The 25,205-nt window shown below is 35.7% G+C and carries 21 protein-coding genes; 6 read left to right on the top strand and 15 right to left on the bottom strand.

The window, feature by feature from the left end; translation table 11 throughout:
* Nucleotides 1-2: 2 nt before the first annotated feature.
* Complete coding sequence (locus tag ACJJVT_RS07075) at nucleotides 3-1,562, bottom strand: SulP family inorganic anion transporter (protein WP_299800057.1); 1,560 nt, start codon at nucleotides 1,560-1,562, stop codon at nucleotides 3-5.
* 126 nt (nucleotides 1,563-1,688) lie between these two features.
* Nucleotides 1,689-2,003: a hypothetical protein gene (locus tag ACJJVT_RS07070; protein ID WP_405397505.1), complete on the bottom strand. Its 315-nt coding sequence runs from the start codon at nucleotides 2,001-2,003 to the stop codon at nucleotides 1,689-1,691.
* Nucleotides 2,004-2,247: 244 nt separating this feature from the next.
* Here ACJJVT_RS07070 and ACJJVT_RS07065 point away from each other — a divergent pair, with 244 nt between their 5' ends.
* Nucleotides 2,248-2,673 carry a VOC family protein gene (locus ACJJVT_RS07065; RefSeq protein ID WP_405397504.1) on the top strand — a complete coding sequence of 142 codons (426 nt, stop codon included), beginning with the start codon at nucleotides 2,248-2,250 and terminating at the stop codon, nucleotides 2,671-2,673.
* A 25-nt stretch (nucleotides 2,674-2,698) separates the two neighbouring features.
* Entirely contained in the window at nucleotides 2,699-3,325 is a 627-nt protein-coding gene (locus ACJJVT_RS07060; protein WP_405397502.1) for a hypothetical protein, read from the top strand.
* 92 nt (nucleotides 3,326-3,417) lie between these two features.
* Here the strand turns inward: ACJJVT_RS07060 and ACJJVT_RS07055 are convergent, their stop codons facing one another.
* Nucleotides 3,418-3,894, bottom strand: a complete 477-nt coding sequence (locus tag ACJJVT_RS07055; RefSeq protein WP_324026597.1) for a DNA starvation/stationary phase protection protein — start codon at nucleotides 3,892-3,894, stop codon at nucleotides 3,418-3,420.
* A 195-nt stretch (nucleotides 3,895-4,089) separates the two neighbouring features.
* Between ACJJVT_RS07055 and ACJJVT_RS07050 the strand changes: the two genes are divergently transcribed.
* The 3 genes from ACJJVT_RS07050 (at nucleotide 4,090) to ACJJVT_RS07040 (ending at nucleotide 6,845) form a co-directional block, all read left to right on the top strand.
* Nucleotides 4,090-4,989 (top strand): sterol desaturase family protein, encoded by a 900-nt coding sequence (locus ACJJVT_RS07050; protein WP_405397501.1) that lies wholly within the window; start codon nucleotides 4,090-4,092, stop codon nucleotides 4,987-4,989.
* 77 nt (nucleotides 4,990-5,066) lie between these two features.
* A complete protein-coding gene (locus tag ACJJVT_RS07045) occupies nucleotides 5,067-5,699 on the top strand; it encodes a DUF998 domain-containing protein (protein ID WP_405397500.1) in 633 nt (210 codons plus the stop codon).
* A 78-nt stretch (nucleotides 5,700-5,777) separates the two neighbouring features.
* Nucleotides 5,778-6,845, top strand: coding sequence for an OmpA family protein (locus ACJJVT_RS07040; RefSeq protein WP_405397499.1), 1,068 nt, complete (start codon nucleotides 5,778-5,780; stop codon nucleotides 6,843-6,845).
* 438 nt (nucleotides 6,846-7,283) lie between these two features.
* On the opposite strand, the gene ACJJVT_RS07035 is transcribed toward ACJJVT_RS07040, so the two are convergent.
* The 3 genes from ACJJVT_RS07035 to ACJJVT_RS07025 all read right to left on the bottom strand — a co-directional run bounded on the left by ACJJVT_RS07035 (nucleotide 7,284) and on the right by ACJJVT_RS07025 (nucleotide 10,705).
* Nucleotides 7,284-8,528: an amidohydrolase family protein gene (locus ACJJVT_RS07035; RefSeq protein ID WP_405397498.1), complete on the bottom strand. Its 1,245-nt coding sequence runs from the start codon at nucleotides 8,526-8,528 to the stop codon at nucleotides 7,284-7,286.
* Between the two features lie 13 nt (nucleotides 8,529-8,541).
* Nucleotides 8,542-9,966, bottom strand: a complete 1,425-nt coding sequence (locus ACJJVT_RS07030) for an amidohydrolase family protein (protein ID WP_405397496.1) — start codon at nucleotides 9,964-9,966, stop codon at nucleotides 8,542-8,544.
* A gap of 142 nt (nucleotides 9,967-10,108) precedes the next feature.
* Nucleotides 10,109-10,705 (bottom strand): YdeI family protein, encoded by a 597-nt coding sequence (locus ACJJVT_RS07025; RefSeq protein ID WP_405397494.1) that lies wholly within the window; start codon nucleotides 10,703-10,705, stop codon nucleotides 10,109-10,111.
* 134 nt (nucleotides 10,706-10,839) lie between these two features.
* Here ACJJVT_RS07025 and ACJJVT_RS07020 point away from each other — a divergent pair, with 134 nt between their 5' ends.
* Nucleotides 10,840-13,860 (top strand): ThuA domain-containing protein, encoded by a 3,021-nt coding sequence (locus tag ACJJVT_RS07020; RefSeq protein WP_405397492.1) that lies wholly within the window; start codon nucleotides 10,840-10,842, stop codon nucleotides 13,858-13,860.
* 71 nt (nucleotides 13,861-13,931) lie between these two features.
* On the opposite strand, the gene ACJJVT_RS07015 is transcribed toward ACJJVT_RS07020, so the two are convergent.
* The 9 genes from ACJJVT_RS07015 to ACJJVT_RS06975 all read right to left on the bottom strand — a co-directional run bounded on the left by ACJJVT_RS07015 (nucleotide 13,932) and on the right by ACJJVT_RS06975 (nucleotide 25,153).
* The gene (locus ACJJVT_RS07015; RefSeq protein ID WP_405397491.1) at nucleotides 13,932-14,399 is read right to left on the bottom strand and encodes a GAF domain-containing protein; all 468 of its coding nucleotides are present in this window, start codon (nucleotides 14,397-14,399) and stop codon (nucleotides 13,932-13,934) included.
* 11 nt (nucleotides 14,400-14,410) lie between these two features.
* Complete coding sequence (locus ACJJVT_RS07010) at nucleotides 14,411-15,046, bottom strand: alpha/beta hydrolase (RefSeq protein WP_405397490.1); 636 nt, start codon at nucleotides 15,044-15,046, stop codon at nucleotides 14,411-14,413.
* Between the two features lie 96 nt (nucleotides 15,047-15,142).
* Entirely contained in the window at nucleotides 15,143-15,748 is a 606-nt protein-coding gene (locus ACJJVT_RS07005; protein WP_405397488.1) for a YkgJ family cysteine cluster protein, read from the bottom strand.
* Nucleotides 15,749-15,890: 142 nt separating this feature from the next.
* Nucleotides 15,891-17,006 (bottom strand): DUF2914 domain-containing protein, encoded by a 1,116-nt coding sequence (locus ACJJVT_RS07000; protein WP_405397486.1) that lies wholly within the window; start codon nucleotides 17,004-17,006, stop codon nucleotides 15,891-15,893.
* Nucleotides 17,007-17,112: 106 nt separating this feature from the next.
* Nucleotides 17,113-18,720, bottom strand: coding sequence for a M1 family metallopeptidase (locus tag ACJJVT_RS06995; protein WP_405397484.1), 1,608 nt, complete (start codon nucleotides 18,718-18,720; stop codon nucleotides 17,113-17,115).
* Nucleotides 18,721-18,738: 18 nt separating this feature from the next.
* Entirely contained in the window at nucleotides 18,739-20,070 is a 1,332-nt protein-coding gene (locus ACJJVT_RS06990) for a M28 family peptidase (protein WP_405397483.1), read from the bottom strand.
* Between the two features lie 155 nt (nucleotides 20,071-20,225).
* The gene (locus tag ACJJVT_RS06985; RefSeq protein ID WP_405397482.1) at nucleotides 20,226-21,389 is read right to left on the bottom strand and encodes an MFS transporter; all 1,164 of its coding nucleotides are present in this window, start codon (nucleotides 21,387-21,389) and stop codon (nucleotides 20,226-20,228) included.
* Nucleotides 21,390-21,393: 4 nt separating this feature from the next.
* Complete coding sequence (locus ACJJVT_RS06980; protein WP_405397481.1) at nucleotides 21,394-22,917, bottom strand: steroid delta-isomerase; 1,524 nt, start codon at nucleotides 22,915-22,917, stop codon at nucleotides 21,394-21,396.
* A gap of 22 nt (nucleotides 22,918-22,939) precedes the next feature.
* Nucleotides 22,940-25,153, bottom strand: coding sequence for a bifunctional alpha,alpha-trehalose-phosphate synthase (UDP-forming)/trehalose-phosphatase (locus tag ACJJVT_RS06975; RefSeq protein WP_405397480.1), 2,214 nt, complete (start codon nucleotides 25,151-25,153; stop codon nucleotides 22,940-22,942).
* Nucleotides 25,154-25,205 lie beyond the last annotated feature (52 nt).

The raw sequence follows: 25,205 nt of genomic DNA, 5'->3' as shown, positions 1-25,205 counted from the left end.
TATTAATGCTCTAAATGGAATACTTGGTGTCCGAAGTATCTTCTAAAACTGTCCGGATTATCTAAAGTTTCCTTTTCAGCAATCATTTTAATATTGATGTTATTATTCTTCGCCTTAATAGAAAATTCATCTAAATATTCAAGAATATCATAGTCAAGTATCTTTGTTTTTCTAAAATCCAATTCAAGATAAGAATCACTTTTTAAGGCATCTAGCTCTTTCATAATTGGGCCCTTGTTGATAAAGGTAACCTCTTCGGCAAAATTTATGTGAAATATATTTCTTTTACCGTTGTTCTCCTTTACCAGTAATTGGTGAGAGTTGTAATATGACTTTAAAAGAACTACAATTAAACCTACGGTTAACCCTATTAAAATACCCTTTAATAAATCTGTAGTTACAATACCGATTACCGTAATAATAAATGGAATAAATTGAGCTTTACCTAATTTATACATTTGAATAAAAGATTTAGGGCTAGCAAGCTTAAAACCTATTACCAAAAGAACACTCGCTAAAACAGCCTGTGGTATTAGGTTTAGTAGGGTAGGGATTGCAATGACACTTATAAGAATCAGTATACCATGCAAAATGGCAGAAAGTTTGGTCATGGCTCCGCTCATTACATTTGCAGAACTACGCACAACAACTTGGGTTATTGGTATACCACCAATTAAACCAGAAATACTATTTCCAATACCTTGGGCGATCAGCTCTCTATTGGTGGGTGTTTGTCTTTTTAAGGGGTCAAGCTTATCTGAAGCCTCAACACTCAATAAAGTTTCTAAGCTAGCTACAATGGCTATGGTGAAGGCTGTTATATATACCTTTTTATCTGCTAATGCAGAAAAATCTGGGAGTGTAAATTGCCCCATAAAAGAAGCTACATCTTTAGGTATAGGTACACTTACTAGCTGACTTTCGTGTAACTCAAGAAAACCAGATTTTCCAAAAGTGATATAAATTACTATTCCCGCAATTACAGCTATTAAAGGAGCAGGAACGAGTTTGAAAATTTTACTTTTTTTTGCTAGAATACCATCCCAAATCAACAATATGCTTAGTGAAATAATTGTAATTAATATGGCGCCAGGGGTAATTTGATCATGCAAACCGCTTAAATCGATTCTGTCGGTATTTACATCGCCGCTAAAGCCAAATGCTAGAGGAATCTGTTGAACGAAAATCATGATACCTATAGCACATAACATACCTTTAATTACCGCAGAAGGAAAATAATATCCAATTACGCCTGCACGAAATACACCTAGTAAAATTTGAATGATACCAGCCAAAATTACAGCGGTAAGAAAAAGCTCGTAGCTTCCTAAATCAGCAATAGCATTAAACACAATAACAACTAAGCCAGCAGCCGGACCACTGACCCCAATTGATGAGCCAGAAAGGTAACCGACTAAAACACCACCAATTAAACCAGCTATTAGTCCTGCAAAAGGCGGTGCTCCACTTGCTAAAGCTACACCTAAGCATAGTGGTAATGCGACAAAGAATACAACAAGACTTGCGGGTAAGTCTTTTTTCCAATGTTTGAATAAATTCATAAAAAATTTAAATTTGAATATATGAGAGATAGTCCCCAAATGATATGAAATACCATTAGGCGATTTATTTTAATAATTTAAGTGAAGTATTTACTATTGGTTATGCAGTAAGTGAAAAGTGAATTATTAACCTCTATATTCAGGTGGAGGTGTTGGTTGTGAGATTTCAATAATTTTAAAAGCCAAGTTTAGTTTTGTGTTAATCACAAAATTATTGGAGCTTAAATAAGCTTTTAAAAGATGCTTTTCTCGATGAGGTATGTCTATATCTAAAATTTCTTCATCAATGTCAGATTCAGATTCATCTGGATTATCTTGTTGTTCCATATCAAAAACAACAGCATTGTCTTCAGAATACCGTGACAATAACTCATTGGTTAGCCCTAGACTAAAAACAAGCAAAAGAATGCTAGAAACTATATATTGATGGAAGATTTTCAATTATTAGAAAAGTAAAATATTATAATTGTTAAATTATTCTCGTTAAATGTAGATATGTGTTATTAATATTGTACTAAAATTATGTTAAACAATAATGTTAATTAAATTAATTTTAGAAATAAACGAATTCGTTGCGAATATCGTAATCGTTAAACTAGTAGTTATGGGTTTTTAAATTGAAGTACGCTAGCGCTATAAGTAATTTATAAGCGGTATTTTTAATATCCACAAAAATAAGAACACTTTGAAACAGACCATAGCACGTGTAGCATTAGTAGTTGGTGATTACGATAAAGCCATTGAATTTTACACCAAGAAATTAGATTTTAATCTAATAGAAGATACCGACTTGGGCGATGGTAAACGTTGGGTCGTAGTAGCTCCGCCAGGGTCTAAAGAATGTTCGTTAGTATTGGCAGAAGCAGCTAACGAAAAACAACTGGCAAGTGTTGGTAACCAAACGGGCGGTCGTGTTTTTCTGTTTTTATACACCGATGATTTCTGGAGGGACTATTACAAAATGATGGAACGTAAAATCAAATTTGTGCGTTCACCAGAAAAAATGCCCTATGGTATGGTAGCCGTTTTTGAAGATCTATACGGTAACATGTGGGATTTATTGGAGCCTATTAAAAATCTACAACAAGAGCAGCAACAGCAACAACAATAATTAGTCGTTTTATCTCTACTAAAACATGTGGAAATATCTTAAAAGCATATTCAATTTCAAAGGTCAAATGCCTTTGACAGGTTTTAGTACTTCTAAGAACATTTTTACATTGAAAAATTTGTTGTGTGGTATTGGTAAATCTGAAATTCGCGAACAGGAAATTCTAATAAACGAGTATCCTTTTGAGCCATCGATTGCCTATCCTACAGCATTAATTTCTGCAAAAGATATCGAATGTATGTCCGTCGATTTTACGGTTTGTAAAATCCATGTAAAAGAAGATATTATATTTATTTCGGCAGAGTATAAAGAAAGATTAAAAGAGTTTGCAGTGAGTAACAATATCAGACTAATATCTCAAAGTTGGAACTGGGATTGGATTCTAGAACCTTACCTAGATACAGAATTTACTAAAGAAAATGAAGAACGTTGTTTGGCAAGACTTGTAGAAAATGGATTTACATCTTTAGAAATTGAAGCTATCAGGGCAGAAGTAAAAGACCAGATGTACGCCTATAATTTTGATACCATGTTGTGGGATTGGTGCAGTCTAGGTTTGTCTGATGTTCTTTCTGCTATGCGTGCTAAGTATTCTCAAGCGGAGTTTAGAGTTTTTTACAAAAGAGCATTGGAAATTGAAAAGCGTACATGAATCAGCACAGTATTTCACACAAATAAATTCAAATAAAAAGGCAAAAGTCAACATCTACTTTTGCCTTTTTTACTCGTATATAAATTTATAATCTAGCGTAAACAAGATTTAAGCATCCAAATTAATTTTTCTTGTCCTGATATTAAATCGCTTACTAAAGCGGCAGTTCCTTCATCATCGTTATCAGAAGACAACGCTATAATTTCTCTTTCTTGAATTAATAACTCGTTCAGGTTATCTATAATTAAAGATATACCAGTAGCTCCGTCAGTCACTTCTTTAATACTTCTAATGGTCTTATGCTCTAGGTAATCTTCAAACGTATGTAAAGGTTGTTGTTCTAAAGTTAAAATACGTTCGGCAATTTCATCAATTGTTTCATTTGCCTCAGTATATAATTCTTCAAACTTTTCATGTAAAAGAAAGAAATTGCTGCCTTTTACATTCCAGTGCATTCCTCTCAAGTTCATATAATGAATTTGATAATCTGCTAAAAGTGTGTTTAGTTTAGTACTGATAGCAATTTTATAATCTTGGTCTAATCCTAATTTAAGTTCTAAAGTTTCCATAAGTCTATTGTTTTAATTTCCTGATGTAAAATTACGCACAAAGCCCGTGTATTAGGGTAACAAAGGTTACACAAACAATACGTTTTACCTATACAACCATCGAATTTAAATAATGATAAAAGTTGTCTTTTAGGGTAATTGTAGTTCACAAAATAGATTCGTAAATTAGGAAGGTTAAAACGATACCGAACGAGCATGCAAATTCCTGAAATTCCTAATTTAATTCACTACGCGATTCCGTTTTTTACGGTGACAGTAATTCTAGAAGTTATTCTATCGGTTAAGGTAAAACTTCATGACTACGAGTTTAAAGATGCCGGTACATCTATTCTTATGGGTTTGGGTAATGTTGCCATAGGGTTGGTAACTAAGGGCATTGCGCTAGGGTTCTTTTATCTGTTGTATAATTTTTATCACATTTTTGAAATTCCGTTTGCTTGGTGGTCTTGGTTGATTTTACTTTTTGCAGAAGATTTATGCTATTACTGGTTTCATAGAACTAGCCATGTTAGCCGATTTTTTTGGGCGAGCCACGTGGTGCATCATTCCTCTAAAAATTACAATTTAAGCACCGCATTACGACAGTCGTGGTCTGGCGGATTTTATACCTTTATTTTTTGGACTCCGTTAGTACTAATCGGTTTTCATCCTGTAATGATTTTGGTACAGATGTCCGTCAGTCTTATCTATCAATATTGGATACATACCGAAATGATCAAAAAAATGCCCAAGTGGTTCGAAGCCATTTTTAATACGCCCAGTCACCATAGGGTACACCATGCTACCAATCCCCAGTACTTAGACAGAAATCATGCGGGAGTATTTATTATTTGGGATAGATTATTCGGCACCTTCGAGCCTGAAGTTGAAAAACCTGTTTATGGTTTGGTAACGAACATAAATACCTATAATCCTATTAAAATTGCCTTTGCAGAGTGGTACAAGATGCTAGGCGATTTCTTCACATCAAAAACTACATTGTCAAACAGGTTTAAATACCTTATGAAACCACCTGGGTGGAAACATGATGGTACTAGTATTCTTTCTACAGATTTAAGAAGGGAGTGGGAAGAGCAGAGGAACATGGATAGTTAAGTTTTTTCACGGTTTTTTATTCCTTGGTGATGTAACAATCGTGTTGATTAGTCGTCATATCATCAACCACCAGAAGAATGAACAATAAACTAGTAGCATATATAGGTATTTTAGGAGTTAGCTTGTTTGCAATTGCGGCAATTGTTGGTCCGTTATTAATTGATGATTACAGTGTGGTTAGTCAGTACATAAGCGAATCTTTTGCGTCTGATACTGAATATGGTTGGTATTTGCAGTTCTTCGGATATGTACCTAGCGGAATTCTCATTACCATTTTTTGTTTTAGTGCTCCTAAATATTTTCCAAGTTCCAAATTAATAGTAGCCGGATTTTTCGGATTAGCATTATTCTATGGATTAGGAACGTTACTAGTTGGATTTTTTCCGTGTGATGCAGGTTGCCCAACAAACGTCTTAGACTCTAGCCTATCGCAATTAATACATAATGCTATGGGTTCATTGACCTATATTTTTCTACCTATAAGTATTATCGCAATCGGACTCGGATTAAAGAAATTTGAAGGCTATAGTAAATTATCACAAATAGCAATGGCAACAGCTATCATTAGCGGAATTTTTATATTCATATTATTCTCCAATCCAGAATCAGATTACCGCGGCGTTTTACAACGCATTATAGAAACCTCGTTTATTACTTTTATGGTTTCTGGTGCTACAGCTATTAAAAATGGTACTATAGCAGAAAAATAGTATCTCTTTTAGTTTTAAGCCATTAGCGCTATTAATCTTAAATTATTTATTTTTGAGTACCATTAACGATACTTAAATATGAAAAAATTAAGCTTCTTACTAGTCATTATTGTGTTTACAATTTCATGTAAATCTGATAAAAAGAATGAAGAAAAAACTGAGGAGGCAGTAGCACCTACAACACAAGATGTTGAAGTAAAACAAGATGCTATAGAACCTACGGTAGATAAGCCAAAGGACGAATTATTTACAGATAATTTCGATTGGACTGAAATACCTTCATCGTCAGTGAATATAGGAGAGTTTCCATATTTAACTCCACCTGAAGGATTCTTTGTAAAAACAAAACAAGGAAAACCGGCAAAAGACGGTTTGACCAAGTTTTCTGATTTCGATAGGTTAATGATGTATACTGGCGAAGCATTTTACAATGCCGATGGCAAAATGGCAAAAATGCTGTATGGAATGTCGGAAAAAGGAAAAGCTTTTAACAAATTACTATTTGATAAGAGTGTAGACGGCTATTTAGAAAGTATAGGTGCTGAATTGATATTTAAAGGCAGTGTACCTAGAAAACAAATGTATGCACTTGATAAAATAGACCCCATGGCACAGAGCGACTATATTGTTGGTCGAGCCTATAATAGTGACCCCATTAGGCATTATGCATTGAATCATAAAAGCGGTAAAATAATGTTTCAGGTTTGGTCTAACAAGTATGGGGCAGAGGTAGGCGTTGTTGAATTAGAAGACTTTGTACAAACCATAAAACCACCTACGGCATCTGAAATGAAAGATGATATTGATACCAATGGTAAAGCTATTTTAAATATAAATTTTGATACGGATAAGGCAACTCTAAAACCAGATGCGTTAGAAATTGTAGATCAGATATTCATATTATTAGACTCCAATCCAGATTTAAAATTATCTATAGAAGGGCATACGGATAATACGGGTACAGATGAAAGAAACAAAGAATTATCAGAACAAAGAGCAAACACGGTAATGTATGCCTTAGCCGGTAAAGGAATTGACATTTCAAGATTAAAAGCTGCAGGTTTTGGTTCTGAAAAACCTTTGGTTTCAAATGAAACTGATGAAAATAAAGCTAAAAATAGAAGAGTAGAATTGGTGAAGATGTAATTTATATTTAGTATTAAGTACAAAGTAGTTAGTATTAAGTATTGTGTTTTTTGGTAATTGAGCGTAGCCGCAATTAGTGTGTTCCAAACAAACAGATAGCCGCGCTATGCTCGCTATGACGAACGGTTAAAAAAATCGTCTTTGCGAGGAGCTTTTCGCGACGTGGCAATCTGTTGAATTAAAGTAATAAAGTATGTTATAAGTACCTATGTCAGTCTGAGCGCAGTCGAAGACCTTTGTGAGTTAGAGAGAGTCCTCTCGTGTTCCAGTCCCTTCGACTGCGCTCAGGATGACAATACGTTTAAGCTATTGAGCGTAGACGAAGTGAAAGTGTTCCAAACAAACAGATAGCCGCGCTATGTTCGCTATGTCGAACAACGAGCAACGATTTAGGTCACTGAGCGGAGCCGAAGTGACCGGACAACGGACAACCAACAACTACTCCTTATAAACAACTCCATTTTTCATTACAAAAGACACATTTTTAACAGCTGAGATATCCTCAACCGGATTTCCTTTTACCGCAATAATATCGGCTAGGAATCCTTTTTTAAGATTGCCTAATTGATTTAAGTGAAACATGCTAGCATTGTTGGAAGTTGCGGATATTAAGACATCTAAAGGCTTCATTCCGTAATCTACCATTAATTCCATTTCACGATAATTTTCTCCGTGTGTAAAAACACCCACATCACCACCAAAAACAATTTGTACTCCAGAATCCAGCGCCATTTTAAAAGATTTGCGTTTTTGTTGTATACGTTCAGGTTCTGGGTCTGTCGCTTTGTTCCAACCTCTGTATTGTGTAATGGCATCACCAGCGGCAAGGGTAGGGCATAGTCCGATACCTTTATCTTTCATCATTTTAAAAATTTCAGGCGTACCACCATCACCATGCTCAATAGTTTCAACACCACCAAGTATTGCTCTTTTCATTCCTTCGGGAGTACCAGCATGTGCGACTACATATTTTCCTGCTGTAGTAGCGGTCGCCACCATTGCATTAATTTCTTCTTGTAAAAATGTCGCTTTAGAATCGGCACCGGGAGTCCAGCGATAATCCGCATAAATTTTTATTAAATCAGCACCGTTACCCATTTGTCTACGAACCGTTTCGATGCATTGGTCGACTCCGCTTGCGGCTTCAGCACCCAATGGTACGGTTACGCCGTCATGAAATCCTTTTGGGCCGTATGCTCCTGTAGCCACAATAGCAGGTCCGGCAACCAATAATCGTGGACCGACTATAATTCCGTCATCAATAGTTTTCTTTAAGTATACATCAGTATACCCGGCACCTTCGGCGCCTAGATCTCGCATAGTGGTAACACCTGCCAAAAGTGAATTTTTTACATGAACAGTACCTCTTACGGCACGCTCAACGGGAGATTCTTTTAATACCTGGTCATTCCAATCCGTTTCATTGTATGGGTGTAATAAAACATGAGAGTGACCTTCAATAATGCCAGGCATTAAAGTGCTGCCAGCCAAATCTATTTCTGTGGTGTTATCTGGTATTTTAATTTCTTTCGCATTTCCTGCATAGGTAATTTGATTCCCATCTACTAAAACCACCCAATTGGTATGTAATTCGGTGCCGTCAAATACTTGGTCTGGTTTTAAGAGTGTTTGAGCAGAACATAGACTTATAGAGAGTAAAAAGAAACATACTATTGATTTCATAAAAGTAGATTGTTTAGTTGGCAATGGCAGAATTTAATAAGTTATCTAAGTCCGTTCTGGTATGCTGATTTCCATTAGAAAGCACCATATAAATATCTTGTGTGCTTTTTATGTTTTCTAACGGATTACTGTTCAATAAAACCAAATCTGCAATTTTGCCTTCGGTAATAGTACCATAGTCTGCATCTTGTTTCAAAAATTTAGCTCCGTTGTAAGCGGATGATTTAAGGGCATCTAGAGGAGAAATTCCGGTAGCGACCATGGCTTGCATTTCTTTATGTAATGAAATACCAGGATACGTATAACTGTTATATGCACCGCTATCTGATCCAGCCAAAAGAGACACTCCGTATTCATTCAGTTTATAAGCAAGTCTGCCGAAAAAATCATCAAGTGCTTTACGGTCTTCCACCTGCTTTACGGTCGAATTTTTTACACGGTCAATTCGACCCTTATAGGTTTGTTGAATTCCGTCACTCATATATTTTAAATAGGTATCATTTGAATGATCAACTTCATCTAAATAGCTGAGCACTCCGCCAATATGCAGCGTAGGTACTACAAATACATTTTTCGATTTTAAATGCTCAAATGTATTCAAAGCTGTGGAGTCTGAGTATGAAGATTGGAGTAGGGGCATGGCATCCCAAAATCCGATTTCTTTATTAATTAATTGTTGTGTGATTTGTTTCTCTTGAGAAGAAGAGCCTTTCATAATATAATATAGATGTTCGACTGCATCAATACCGGCATCTATAGTAGCGTCAAGTTCAACTGTAAAAGGCATATGACCAGAAGTAATTAAACCACGCTTTTCTGCTTCCTGTATCACCTTTATGTAATTCTCACCCGAAATACGGCTATCGTAAATTTTGACAAAGTCAGACGGTATAGCTTGTAGAGAATCTAAAGCCTTAGAAATATCTTCATCAGTATCCACTTCTAAAGAACCGGCCCAAGTACCACCGGGTCCGTCAATTTTTGGTCCCGATGTAAAAATGGTAGGTCCTACGAGTTCATTGTTTTTAATAGCCTTTCGCCATTCTAAAACAGACGAAGTAAGATCGCCACCAGCATCACGTACTGTCGTAATTCCGTTAGCCATAAATAGCTTTAGGAAATTTTTATTTGCGCTAATTAAGGAATCACCACCTCTAAAATGTGTGTGGTTATCCCAAAAGCCAGGTACAATAAATTTACCTGTTGCATCGATCGTAGTTTCGGCTTCAATACTGGTCAAATCAGCATCAGAAGTTATTTTAACAATTCTATTATTGGTAATTAAAATGTTGGAAATAGAAACAGAACCGTTTTCCAAACTAATTACATTTCCATTTTTTATTAAAACATCACAAGTTATAGCCTTCTTCTCTTCACAACTGCTAAGTGCGATTATTAATATGAAAGCAATAAGCTTCGTTGTAAAAGGTAATCTCATTTTTGTTAGGTGATTTAGTAACGGAAAGTTAAATAGAAAATGTGGTAAATATTTGTTTACTATCTGATATTACATTGAAATTAAGACATCGATAAAGATTGTATACTTAATTAATAAAGTGATTTCAAAAACGGTATTAATTTTACTTTTTCATAGACTGCCATCCGCCACCATTTCTGTATTTAATATTATCAGCGGCGTGCTGTATAATTTCTTTAATTCTTTTAGACCTTGTTTCTTGGCGTTTTGCTTGGTTTAAAAAGTACAAAAAGCTTTTACGTTGGCTATGGGTAAAGTTTTTAAAGTTACTAAATGCATCAGGGTTTTTATCGAAAGCTAATTGTAATTCTTCAGGTATAACTCCGTTTTCTACATCATCCAAAGAAGTCCAAGAACCATTTTCTTTCGCCACTTTTATAGAGGCTAATCCTGCGGCATGCATTCTGCCATTAGCTTTTAACTCTTTTATATAGTTCTTATTGACTTTGCTCCAAACGCTTTTAGGTTTTCGCGGACAAAAGTATTGTCTTCGCTTACCTTTACCCAAGCTTTTTACGGTACTATCGATCCACCCATAGCATAGTGCAACTTGTACAGCTTCTTCCCATCGCATACTTTCGTTTTCATGAACTACAGCATAGAAAATAAGATGAACTCCCGAGTGTTCAGAATGGTTATTGTGCAACCAATTTTTGAATTCAATATCGTTTTTAAAATATAACTCGGGTATATTTAGCATAATTGTACTAAATGGTTAATAATCTATCATAAATGTACAATGATTAAAATAAAGTATTGGTTAATACAGATGTGCGCCCTATTTTTATGTTTTCTAAAATCAACAACAACAACAACAACAACAACAATTTACGTATGAAAAAAATCTTCATTGCGCTGCTTTTGGGCTTTGCGCTTATTATTGTCTCATGTGGTGGCAATAAACGAGAAGGAGAACCTAAAGTTTTGGTTTTCTCAAAAACAATGGGTTTTAAACATGGATCTATACCTGCAGGGGTTGCAGCCATTCAAAAGTTAGGAACAGAAAATGGTTTTGCAATCGATACTACCAAAAATGCAGAGCTATTTACAGATGAAAACCTAAAACAATATTCGGCTGTTATCTTTTTAAGTACAACGGGTAATGTTTTAGACCAATTTCAAGAAGCTGCTTTTGAGCGATATATTCAAGCAGGTGGTGGTTATGTAGGTGTACATGCTGCGGCAGATACCGAATATGACTGGGGTTGGTACAATGACTTGGCAGGAGCTCAATTTTTGAGTCACCCAAGGGGAATGCCGACGGCAGATTTTATTATTAAAGACAAAAATTTTGTTGCTACACAGTTTTTTACCGACTCTGTGTGGAACAGAACTGATGAATTGTATAATTACAAAAACATCAATCCTGATATAAACGTTCTTATGACTTTAGATGAATCTACCTATGAAGGCGGAAAGAACGGCGATTTTCACCCTATAGCATGGTATCATGATTTTGATGGCGGACGCGCATTTTACACAGGTGGCGGTCATGCTGATGCTAGTTTTACAGAAGATTTGTTTTTAAAGCATTTGTTAGGCGGAATTCAATATGCCATAGGTGAAAACTTAAATCTTGACTATTCGAAAGTAACTTCTCAAATACCACCAGATGCTGATCGTTTTGCAAAAGTAACATTGAGCGAAGGTCAGTTTTTTGAGCCTACAGAAATGGCTGTTCTGCCGAACGGTAATGTATTGGTAGCACAACGTAGGGGAGAAGTAATGTTATACAATGATGAGACAAAAGAACTTAGTGAAGTGCTTAAGCTTGATGTTTATAGCAAAACATTGAACACACCCGGTGTAAATGCAGAAGAAGGATTAATGGGCTTACAAAAAGATCCAGATTATGCCAATAACCATTGGATCTACTTATTCTACTCACCAACTGGTGACGAATGGGTAAACCGTTTGTCAAGATTCAAATTTGAAGATGGTAAGTTTGATGTAGCATCTGAACAAGTAATTATGGATGTGGACAGCCAAAGAGAAATCTGTTGTCATACCGGTGGTTCTATAGCATTTGGTCCTGATGGTTTACTATACCTATCTACAGGTGATAATTCTACGCCTTTTAATGAGAAAGGTGTTAAGTATGTAAATAACGGATTTGCACCTCTAAACGATATTCCTGGGCATGAGCAGTACGATGCGCGTCGTTCTTCTGGTAATACGAATGATTTACGTGGTAAAATCTTAAGAATAAAGGTAAAAGAAGATGGTACATATGATATACCTGAAGGAAACTTATTTCCAGTAGGTACAGATAAAACGAGACCAGAGATTTATACTATGGGTCATAGAAATCCGTATAGAATATCAATAGATATGAAAAGAGGATATGTGTATTGGGGCGATGTTGGTCCTGATGCAAGAGCAGATAGTTTAGGTGTTAGAGGCCCTAGAGGATATGATGAAATGAACCAGGCTAAAAAAGCGGGTAATTTTGGTTGGCCACTATTTATAGGAAATAACTTCGCCTATAATGCATACGACTATGAAACAGGAAAAACAGGTGCACCATTTGATCCTGAAAAACCTATAAATAACTCTCGTAATAATACAGGATTAACAGAATTACCACCAGCAATGCCAGCGTATGTGTATTATCCATATGTAGATTCACAAGATTTTCCGCAAACAGCTACAGGTGGTAGAAATGCAATGGCAGGTCCTACATACTATTCAGATATGTATCAAGGCGATGAGAAGCTTCCAAGTTATTACGACGGTAAGGTGATTATTTATGATTGGATGCGCGGTTGGATGTTTGCCGTTCATTTAGATGAAAACGGAGACTTTAGTAAAATGGAACCTTTTGCTCCCGAGGTCAAGGTCAATAGTTTAATTGATATGGAAGTAGGTCCTAATGGTAAAATCTACCTGTTAGAATACGGAAGCGGTTGGTTCTCTCAAAATGCGAATTCTTCTTTAGGATATATCGAATTCAATGGCGGTAACAGACCACCGTTAATCAATGAGGTTACTGTTAGTGAAACAGCAGGTAAAACTCCCTTAACAGTTAACGCAACAGTAGAAGCAAGTGATCGCGAAGATGATACTATTAAATATATATGGGATTTTGGAAACGGCGACACCAAGGAAACTACAGAGCCAAATGCTAGCTATACCTATGCAGATGCCGGCGTTTATAAGTTGAAAGTAACCGTTGCAGATGATAAAGGCGAAGAGGCAATTAGCGAAAGCACCAGTATTGTTGCTGGTAACTCAAGACCAGAAGTAGCTATCTCATTAGGTGATAGTACACCGGCATTTTATTTGCCAGGACAGAAAATTGCCTATGACGTTTCGGTAACAGATCCAGATGGTACTGAAATCGATGCAAGCAATATATTTGTAAGTGTCGATTATTTAGAGGGGATGGATAAGGTAGCCATGAATTTAGGTCATCAACAAGTTTCTGCAGCCGTTACTGGTAAAGCATTGACTCAAGCAATGGATTGTAAAACATGTCATAAAGAAGCAGAAGCTTCTATAGGACCAAATTACAAAGATGTTGCGGCGAAGTACAAAGAGCGTAAAGATGCCTTAAAGTACTTGCAAGGTAAAATTAAAACAGGAGGAGCAGGAGTATGGGGCGAGGTCACTATGCCAGCTCACCCTAATATAACATCAGATGAATCTAGACAAATCGGATTGTATATTCTTTCATTAAACGGAGATGATAAAAAAGTAAAATCGTTACCGGCTAAAGGAACAATTACAGCAGAATCTTCTGCACCAGGTAATATGTTGGTAATTACAGCTAGTTATACAGATGCAGGTGCCGAAGGTACTATACCATTAACAGGTTCTAAATCTGTTGTTATACCTGCTAAAACAGAAAAATAATATCAAATACATTGAATTGAAAAGCCCGCTAAATAGCGGGCTTTTTTATTACGAATAAATAACGATTAATACTAGCTTAGTTTCTTGCTGATTAGTTCGCCGATTTGCATTAGTAAGTCTATTTCAGGTGCTGTAAAGTCATAAGGTACAGGTTTTGCGATACCAATGGTACCATAAAGCTTTTCATTGAATAGTAATGGTGCGGCTAATGAACCTTCTACTTTAGTATCTTTTGCAGAGGGTCTGGCTACGCCAGAATCATCCGTTTGTAGATTACACATTTCAACAGGTTTTCTGCGTTCTGCAGCAATACCCGCCATGCCTTTTCCGATAGGTATAGTAGATAACTTTGGAATCAAAAACTCAGGAATACCTATTTGTGATTGAAGCTGCAATAAAGCGTCTTTATCTAAAAAATGTAAGGTACCGGTAGAGCAATCAAAATGCTCTAAAGTTATTTTTAAAAGGGCATCCCAATTAGGCGTATCCTTTGATAATTGAGTTTCTATAGCTGCTATAATTTCTTTAGAGTTGTTCATTTTATATATTTCTAAGGATTTTTCAATTCAAAATTAATGATTTCGCTGATTTCATTTGCTTTGTCAACAATCATAAAGTGTTCTCCACCTTCAATAAGTTTCATTTTAGTAATACCTCTAGCAGGAATCAATTTATCTTTTGTACCATTAATCTTTACAACGTTTAAAGATTGCTTTAAATTCTGCCAAGTAGTAAATTCTTGTAAAGCCCATTTCACAAAGTTTAAATCGGTATCATCCAATATCTCATAAAATAGTTTAGCATTTTTGGCTCCGATGATATACCTCGCAAGAAACCTTGGTGGATTGAATAGAACAGGAGGAATAAGCTTTAAAATTCTAGATTTGCCAACCCATTTATAAATGGGTCTTAATTCATTTTTTGTCTGTGCAGAAGAAATAAGAATTGCTTTTTTCGGTTGAAGTATTTGGTTTATTTCTGTAGCTATTAATCCGCCGAAACTAACTCCGATTAAGCAGAACTCAACATCGGTGTCAATAACTTCGCTAAGCCTTCTCGAATATTCTTTAATAGATTTGTTGTGGTAAGGAGTAATCCAATCTATTGCTATTAGCTCATAATCTAGAGTTAAATGATTAAAAACTCTTTGATCGGCACCTAATCCACTAATAGCGTATATTTTCAAAATAAACTTTTATATAAATCTTTCAAATCAATAATTTGGAAGATGAAAAATCTAATGATAAAGATACGTTTAATCTCTTTTTTAAGGTAATCTATATTACTCTATATTGTCTTTACCGGGTAGTTCTCTATAGGCATAATATGCAAGAACAGCATAGATAGCTTTTTCAATGGCAATTCTTATCGGAAACAATTCTTCTCCTAAAGACTCATCTATGGAGCGCAACTGCATGTAGTAATTACTAATAAGTGGATATTTTTTATTAGCTGCAATATGAGCATTTGCATTATTAAAAGCTTCCGTTTTTTGTTCCTTAATAGGTTTACAGGTAACTAAAATAGGTTTATTGTTTTTGTGCAACATGGCAGAAAAACCGAACAGTCTACAAATGAGTCCACGGTGTGCATATTCTGAGCAAAAGCCTTTAGAACTCGGAGCAATAACTTTATTCAAAACAGGACAGAGTTTATCCTCAGTATTATTTTGCAATTGCGCTAACCATTGTTCCGTTTCGCCATTTATTAAAAGATGATAGGCTAGTGGTAAAAATTCTAATGCAGTAGCATTGATGTCCGGTTTTAAACAGCATAGTCCGCAATTGGCAACACAGCTAAGTCCTGTAGATTGTTGAAAGGAGCCTAACTCCTTATCCAATTGGTTGAAAATACGATCTACCGCTTGAACTTTTTGATATATGGTCACTTACATGTTTAAGGTAGCGCGAAGGTAGGCTATGTTTTAATGCGGTAAACAATTTAAAAAATTAAATAACTAGTGATGATTATTGATTCTAACTTAGAAGTTAACGTTTTGATATTGAATATTTTAAAATGTTGTTATCAACTTAGAACTTTGAGGTCTTCAGGCGCAAAGGTTCTTGGTCTGTATTAAGGTTAATATGAAAACCAATGACACCTAATACCTGTTCTTCTTCAGTAAGAACTTGCACTTCCCATTCACCTGGCGTTACATTGCTTTTATAGGTATAACCTCTAAAACCGCCATCTCTACCACCTGTAATATCATAACCGATATCATCTACGGTTACCCATTCTTTGGTTTTGTCATTATATTTTCTCCACCGATGAAAAATGGACTTTTTTAAATCTGTAGGTGCAAAAATTGAAGAAAAAATATACACCCTTTGGTCTGGAGTATAGTTATAATCTAGTTTGTGTTTCCTCCAAAAAATGAACGATTCTTCAGATTCGTAGGTTACCTCATAGTTACCATTCTTTAATACAACATCATGGGCAACAATGCCTTTATCTAATGCTAATGGAACTGGTGGTATTAATCTTAGAAAATAGAACAGATTAATAATGCCGTAAATCGCTAAAATTATGGCAATCATTTTACCCAGTTTAATTTCTTTACGAGTACTCGGACTTTTGCTATAGATGAAGGTGAGAAGCACCAAGGTACTTACTAGGCTAACCGCACCGGAGATTAAGAATATGGTAGTATTTAATTCCTTCAAGAAAACAGGAATCATAAACGTGAAAAAAGTGAAACTAATAAAGTAATAGACTCCGAATTGTAAATATTTATTAGAGATTCTTTTTTTAAGAAACTCATTTGCAATAAGCAATAGCACAAGTATTATAAAGAATGATGCTGTTTTAGATAAAGAAACACTTCTAGAGAAGTAGATTACATAGGCACTAGATAATCCTCCGAAAAAGAACTGAATAGCTAAAGGCAAATATTCTTCATACCTGTCTAAGTAAGTATTTTTCCATTTACCATCATCAGCTAAATTATAGAGGTAAAGCGCAATAGATAAAGAGGTCATGTGTAGACATAAAACCGTAAGGTCATACGTACGGTCAATACGACCTAAAGTTAAGGTGTCAAAAATGAATCCTCCCATAAAGAACAGTATTGGCGCATATTTAGAATGCCTTCTTATAAAACTTCTGAAGGCACTATTTCTATATCTGGCAAGCGTTTTTTTCATGGAAACCTATCAAATAGATGCGGTAAAAATACCATAATTTAAAAAGGAAATTAGCCTGATATAATTTATGATGAACGCTAAAAATGAATATGTTGCAAAGTGGACTTTAAGGGTTAGTTTCAATATAGAAATTAGGGTCTACACGTAAGGTTTTAAAGCTGTCTTTCATTTTTTGCGATTGCCATTCGTTACTTGGTTCTAGCCAAACAGGGGTTTCATCTATATATACTTTTATAGGAAGGCTGAACTTCTCGACAGTATTTGTAAAACGATAGGATAGCTTTTTACCCTTCACCTTATACTCGAAAACCGGAATCTTGGTCGTTCTTAAGTACTGGTCAAAAAAGGGTTTTAAATCGCGATTCATTTCTATACCGATGACTTTTTCAATTTCGTCAGTAGTTACTGTTTTGTGATAGAATTCTGAATTAAGTCCGCGCAGAATAGTTCTCCATTTTCTATCATTATTTACCACCTGTCGCAGCGTGTGAAGAATATTAGAACCTTTATAATACATATCGCCACTACCTTCATGATTTACATTGTAGATGCCGATAATGGGTTTGTCATTTCTAATATTATTTCGAATACCCTGAACGTAGGCATTTGCGGCCTCGGTACCATAATGATAGTCTAAAAATAGACTTTCAGAGTAGCAAGTGAATCCTTCGTGGATCCACATGTCGGCAGCATCTTTATAAGTGATATTATTTGCAAACCATTCGTGCCCAGCTTCATGAATAATAATGAAATCGAATTTTAATCCCCAACCGGTACCCGATAAATCTCTACCTAAATATCCTTTTTGGTATTGATTACCATAAGTAACAGAACTTTGGTGTTCCATGCCTAAATAAGGCACTTCTACCAGTTTAAAAGAGTCCTCATAAAAAGGGTAGGCTCCGAACCAATGTTCAAAAGCTTGCATCATTTTCGGGGCATCTTTAAAATGTTCTTTTGCTTTCTCTAGATTATCTTTTAAAACATAATAATCCATATCAAGAGCACCTTTTTCTCCCTGATATATTTCATCGAAGTGGACATAATCTCCGATATTGACGTTAACACCATAGTTATTGATGGGGTTAGAAACAAACCAATTGTAGGTATTTGTTTCCTTATCAACACTTCTAAGACGACCGTTAGAGACGTTCATTAATCCTTTTGGTGCTTTTACGCTGATCAGCATACTATCAACCTCGTCATACATATGGTCTTTATTTGGCCACCAGACACTAGCGCCTAAACCTTGACACGAAGTAGCGACGAAATCTTTACCGTTAGCATCTTTTTTCCATGAGAATCCGCCATCCCAAGGGGCTCTAACCGCCTCTTTTGGGTGACCGGAATAGGAGACAATAACCTCATTAAAATCACCTACTTGCTGAGGTTTCGTTAGCTGTATAAAATGAGCATTTATGTTATGTATCACTTCAAGTTCGACTCCGTCTTGCATCACTTTTTCAATTTGCAATGGCGGTTGCAAATCTACCTGTAAAACTTGATGCGGTTTCAGCACTTTGTAGCGGATTGTATTGCTTCCGTTGATAAACTTATCATCAGGGTTAACAGCTATATCTAAGTGATAATAGTTAAGGTCCCACCATTCACGTTCAGGAGTAATGCTACCTCTAAGCGTGTCTTGTTCAGTAAATGTCTGTGCTTGAGAAAAAGTAAATATCCCAATGGTAAAAGCTATAAGTAGTTTGTTCATGTCTAATTTGGATTAAGCCTATCTGAAAATTCCGTTAGGAAAAACAACCGGACTCTCAAATCCGTCTTCGCCAACGGCAGAAACTCCGAAGAAGAAGTTGTCGATAACAATGCCTTCCAAAACAAATTCAGAAACATCACCTACATATCTACTATAATCCCAAGTAGGTGATGTGGTATCTCTCCAGTAAATTTTATATCCCTTTGCGCCATCAACCTTACTCCATTGAAATTTAGCTGCAGGTTCAACAATTCCGCCAATCTTAACCGTTTTAGGCGCAGGTGGAGCCCATGCGATAGATGCTAAGTTTATGGCGTTTACAGCCGTTAATTTAGCGGCATACTTAAAGTTTACATGTTCTAGAACATCGCCATAAGCAATACCATCTTCAACACGAATATTTTGATGTTGTTGCGTGTAGTTTTCGTGAGCTTCCATAATGCGAATACCCGGGAAACCTGCATCGTTAAAAGGTCTATGGTGGCCACCACGACCAAAACGATCCAGACGATAAATCATCATTGGGTTCATTTCTGGCATGTACTGCTTCACGTTTTTATGAACATAGCGTGCTAGTTGTCTAGATATTCCGTCTACTTCACCACCATAAAAACGTCGTGCTTTACGCTTCACTTCAGTTTCGGTCGGTGGTACAGGTTCAGAGAAAATTCTAAAATCTACATTACTTACCGTACCATCGACACCAGTAATATTACCGATCATATCATTATTGAAAATACCAATAACTTCCCAGCCTTTATCTTTTGCGTATTTAGCAATACCGCCACCGCCGAAAAGACCTTGCTCTTCACCAGAAAGCCCCATATAGATAATGCTATTCTCGAATTTATATTTTGATAATACGCGCGCAGCTTCAATAGTACCCGCCATACCGCTGGCGTTGTCATTTGCACCTGGAGAATCATCGGTAAAATTGGTTGGATCACTAACACGAGAATCGATATCGCCACTCACAATAATATAGCGATTTGGGTATTTTGTCCCTTTTTGAATAGCAAGCACATTAACTACTTCTACATCTTTTACAATACGGTCGTTAGCACCTTTTTTAACTAAGTCTTTTTGAAAGAAAACATTTAAACACCCATTACATTCAGCAGCGGTTTTTTCGAATTCACTTTTGATCCAACGTCTTGCTGCACCAATACCTCTGGTAGTTGAAACGGTATCGCTTAAGGTATGTCTAGTACCAAAATTGACAAGTTTAGTAACATCGTTTTCTATTCGTTCGGCAGAAACTGCATCGATAATATCATAAATACGTTGATCGGTTTGTGCAGTTAACGTAATGGCTGAGGTTAGTAACGTAAGCAATAATAATTTTTTCATTTCAAGATTTTTTGTCGAGTCGTGTTAGTATGGGTAATCGGTTTCTAAAATTAAGTAAAATATAGGCTTGAGCATAATTTCATGTATAAAAGTATAAGCGCATATAGTATAGTTTTAATAGGATAAAAAAGGTATTTCTTTTTATACAAGACTTGTCATCGCCTTTTGATCAATAAATAATATACACCAAACAACGGGCCTATAGCTAAAGGAATAAATAAAAGATCAATAGGGATGATCGATTGAAGTGATCCTAGAAGTTGAATACTAATAATAGTAATGGCAAAACCAATACAATTAACGAGTGTTAGTGCCGTACCTTTTAATTCGGGTGCCACGGCCGATGCCACCAAATTTGAGAATTGAGGTGAATCTGCAGTAACAGCAATGCCCCATAAACACCAACCTGCCAAGAATACATATATAGGAAGTGAAAATAGAAGTGGAGAAATTAAACATAGAAATCCCGATGCTATTAACGCTATCAATGCTACCTTCTTACTACCTATGCGTTGCGAAAGTATGCCGCCATAGGCACAAGATAATCCGCCGAGGGCAATGACGATTCCTGACCAAAGTGAGACCGAAATATCACTACCTGATTGAATTGCAAAATATTGAATGGCAATAGGTGTAAAAGCCCAAAAGGCATAGAGTTCCCACATGTGCCCAAAATACCCAAATGCTGCTTTTTTAAATTCAAAATTTTTAAAAAGCTTCGGACCAGCATCAAATTTTAAAGTAGTGCTTGCTACTCGATACGGTCCGTTGGGCACCAGTAAAAAAAGTAATAGTCCGCCCAATGCCGTAATACCAGAGGTTAACATAATGACCTTGTCTGGATGACTTGCTAGAGGACTTCCTTTAATTAAAAAAGGAAAAGCGGTGCCTAGAACTAATGCTCCGACTAAAAACCCCAATGCTTTGCCAAGTCCTTTTTCGTAGTAATCTGCCGCTATTTTCATTCCTACGGGATAAATACCAGCTAAAAAGAAACCCGTACTAAATCTCGCAAGTAATAAGCTACTCACGTTTAACTGCGGATAAATTAGTGTTAGATTAGAAACGGATGCTATAAAGGCGCAAATCATAAATACCTTTGAAGGAGAAAATCGATCTGCAATCATTAAAACTCCGAATATAAGAGTCCCGATGATGAATCCGAATTGTACAGAAGAAATAACATGGCTAACAATGTCTGCACCAAAATCTAACTTTTTAGTTAGTGATTCTAATATCGCATTCCCTGCAAACCATGTAGAGGTACAGGCGAACTGTGATAGAATTATAATCGGGAGAATATGTAGCTTTTGTTTCAATAGATTAATGTAAAAAAGTAACCTTGACTATTTTGTTATTTTCTATTTCATAAATACCAATGGAAGAATAAAAATTTCCGTCGAGGGAAATGAAATTCTCATCAATAACTATATTTCCGATTACAATTCTATTCTTCGTTTCACAATGAAATTTTGCTGTAGAACTGAATAAATCTTCATAATTCTTTCGCATATTTTCAATACCCACAGAAGGTATTATACCGTAAGTATCATAAACTATCACGTCTTTGGTATATGGATTTAAAAAAGCATCTATGTCTTGATCATTAATACCTTCAAGTTGTTTCTGAACAAGCACTTCAGGATTAATATCTATAGGTATTTCTTTTATAAAAGTCATGCTTTTTATAAGTCCGTCAACTTCATAAATCGCAACTTGTTGAAATTGTTTATCGCCAATGGTTATCTGTTCTTGATCAATAATGGTCTTTCCTAAATGTATTCTAGATGATACTTTTACATCAATATTTGGTGTACGATCATAAAAGCTTTGATATTTTTCCTTTAAAATTTCCCGCCCAAAGTACAGTATATCATTTGGGTAGTTTTTTACTAGAACATTTTCGGAAAAACAATTGGCAAATGCTTTTAAATCTCGTGCATTGAACGTTTCTACTTGCTTGTCAACAATTTTTTTTTGAGAATCTTTAGAAACAAAACTTAGATATTTTCCTTTTGGACTAATTGCTAATCTAGAGACCCCGTTGACATCTGGATGATTGATTTGGTACGCCAACTTCCATTCTGTATCCGTTTTGGGGTCAAAAGATAGGATTCTAGATTCATTGGCAGTAAGCAATCGACCATTGTTCATCCAACAAACATCTTCAGAATCTCCTAAAAGGGTTGTGATAATCTTTGTTTCTTTAGAATTTGGGTTTAGCGATGCATTAGTAGCATTCTCGCTTTCTTTTGCTATAAAACTTATTAGCTCTGTATCGGGAATTTTATGCAACGATCTACCCACATTTTTCTGCGCAGTATAATGGGTGTTCTCTTTAAGGTTATACACCACCAAATCCATACGATTTTCGATCAAAACCGTGCAAACAATAATATCAATAGAAAACCAAACATGATAGCCCACTTTTAAATCTGGTAATAATACCTTTGAATCACCAGTTTTCAAATCATACGCGTATAAACGTTGTAACCCATCTTCGTCTAAACGAACAGCAGAAACAGCATCTCTACCCGGAATTTTTAAAGGAGAATATTCACTGCCATTTGGTGTATTAGAAAGCCAAGTTGTTGTTTTGTCGTTTACATCATAAAGAGCGATATCTGTTTGATTATTTCTAGTTGATGCAAATAGAATTTTATCATCAGAAAAAAATGAAGGTTGATTATCATAACCTTCATTATTAGAAATATTTATTGGAGTGCCAATTTTTAAAGAATCATTTGACCAATTTAAACTTGCTAGATATACTTCTGTACCTTGTTGAGCATAAGAGTTAAGGCAACAAATAACACTTACAAATGCAATATTGAGAATTTGTTTCATTGTAAATAGTATGTGAGTAACGTTATTTTTTGTCGGCAAATCTCTTCAAAATTGCACGTACATTTTTAGTGTTATCAACAAAATACCTTGCTTGTGTTTTTTGGCGCCCCACTTTCACGGTAATAGAATCTTCAGGAAGCTCTTGAAACATAAATTCATCGGTCCAATCATCACCAATTGCAAAAACAAAATCGTACTCATGTTCAGTATACACACGCATAGAGGCTCTACCTTTATTTACGTTGCTACTTTTAATTTCCATCACTTTGTTTCCATTTAAGACACTTAAGTCATCATTGGCAATAAGACTTGTCAATACCGTATTTAGTTCAACAGAACGCTTTTGACCAAAGTCTGGATCTGTTTTTCTGTAATGCCAAGCTAGAGAATAATTTTTCTCTTCAATAAAACTACCAGGTGTGCGATCAACAAAAGATTCTAACACTGGTAGAATTTTCTCCATCCAGTCTTTCTTAACCGTTTCTAACATTCTAAATTCCTCGCCACCTTGCGAGATCCATACGCCATGCTCAACGATCATGTTGTATTTTTTAGGCAAGAACCATTTAGTGAACGTTTCTTTATCTCGCCCGCTTATTAAATACATGTCTGTATTTGGTTGCGAAGAAATGGCATCTAAAAGTTTATATAATTCTTCATCTGGCGAAGCCTTTTGTGGGTCTGGATGAAACCCTGCCAAAGTACCGTCATAGTCTAAAAAGACCAATCTTCTTTTTGCTTTATTATAATCATCCATTACCGTGTTCAGAATGTCTGCAGATAGTTTTCTAGATTTATAGGTTTGATCTTTTTCTTTTTGACCCACTAAAGAGAACATAAAGTCGTTCGCCCATTTCTCTACATTATAGCGCTCTAATCTCTTTTGTAATAAGGTATTTCTAGAAATCTGTTCTTCTTTGGGCATATTTATAGCCTCGTTCAAAGAATCTGCTATCTGTTCAAAGTTGTTAGGGTTGATCAATAACGATTCGTTCATTTCATTGGCAGAACCAGCCATTTCGCTAAGTATTAAAACTCCCGTTTTATCAGTTCTGGTAGCAATATATTCCTTAGCAACTAAATTCATACCATCTCTAATTGGTGTCAACCAAGCAATATCAGAAGACGTATACAGGTCAATTAAGTTCTCAAAAGGCATAGATCTGTAGAAATACCAAATCGGTGTCCAGCTTACTGTTGAAAGTTCGCCATTAATACGACCTACCAATTCATCAACTTCTCGCTTTAATAATTGGTATTGTGGTACGTTCGAACGAGAAGGTACAGCAAGAATGATAAGTCTTACTTTTTCTTTATACTGCGGATATTTGTTTAAAAAGTATTCAAATGCTTTTAATCGCTTTGCAATACCTTTAGTGTAATCTAAACGGTCAATCGATAAAAAGAATTTTGCATCAGGTGCCGATTTTTTATGGGTGTCCAATCGTTTTTGTAGTTCAGACTTTTCGTCTTCGCTACGTTGCGAATGCTCTTTGGCAGCATCGCTGAATTTTTTATAATCGATACCCATGGGGAAAGAGTCTACCTTAATTACCCTATCATCTAAGTAGATATCATTAAAACTTACCTCTAAGCCTAATAACCTTCGTACAGAGCTTAAAAAGTGACGTTCATAGTCATAGGTATGAAAACCGATTAAATCTGACCCTAATAAGCCTTGTAATACTTCTTCACGCCAAGGTAGCGTTCTAAATATCTCATAAGAAGGAAAAGGAATGTGTAAAAAGAATCCGATAGAAATATCTGGTCTTTGGGCACGAACCATTTGCGGTACCAACATTAATTGGTAATCGTGAATCCAGATTGTATCATCGTTATCGGCTTTTTCAAGAATGGCATCGGCAAATTTCTGATTAACCGCTTTGTAAACCTCCCAGCTTTCAAGCTCAAATTCAGCGTATTCTAAGAAGTAGTGGAATAGTGGCCATATGGTTCTATTGCTAAATCCGTAGTAAAAACCATCAACTTCTTTTTCTGTAAGATTTACTTTAGAAGATCCATGTTCAGCAAGTGCTTTATCAATTTTAGGTATTAACTCTTCAGGTATTTCCTCATCTGTCAATCCGCTCCAGCCAATCCAAAGGCTATCTCCACCTGAGTGCACAGATTTCATTCCGGTAGCTAAACCACCAACACTTGGTACTGCAGTAATGTCTCCATTGCTAATTTGTAATTGTACAGGTAGTCTATTTGAGATAATGATAGTTTTCGCCATAAAAGAGATTTTTTTGCTACTTCTTGATAATTATTTCTCTAAATTTCGGGAA

It is taken from the genome of Maribacter sp. Asnod2-G09 (genome assembly GCF_045063795.1).
In the GTDB taxonomy this organism is placed as follows: Bacteria; Bacteroidota; Bacteroidia; order Flavobacteriales; family Flavobacteriaceae; genus Maribacter.
This window is presented reverse-complemented; position numbering and strand designations above follow the sequence as displayed.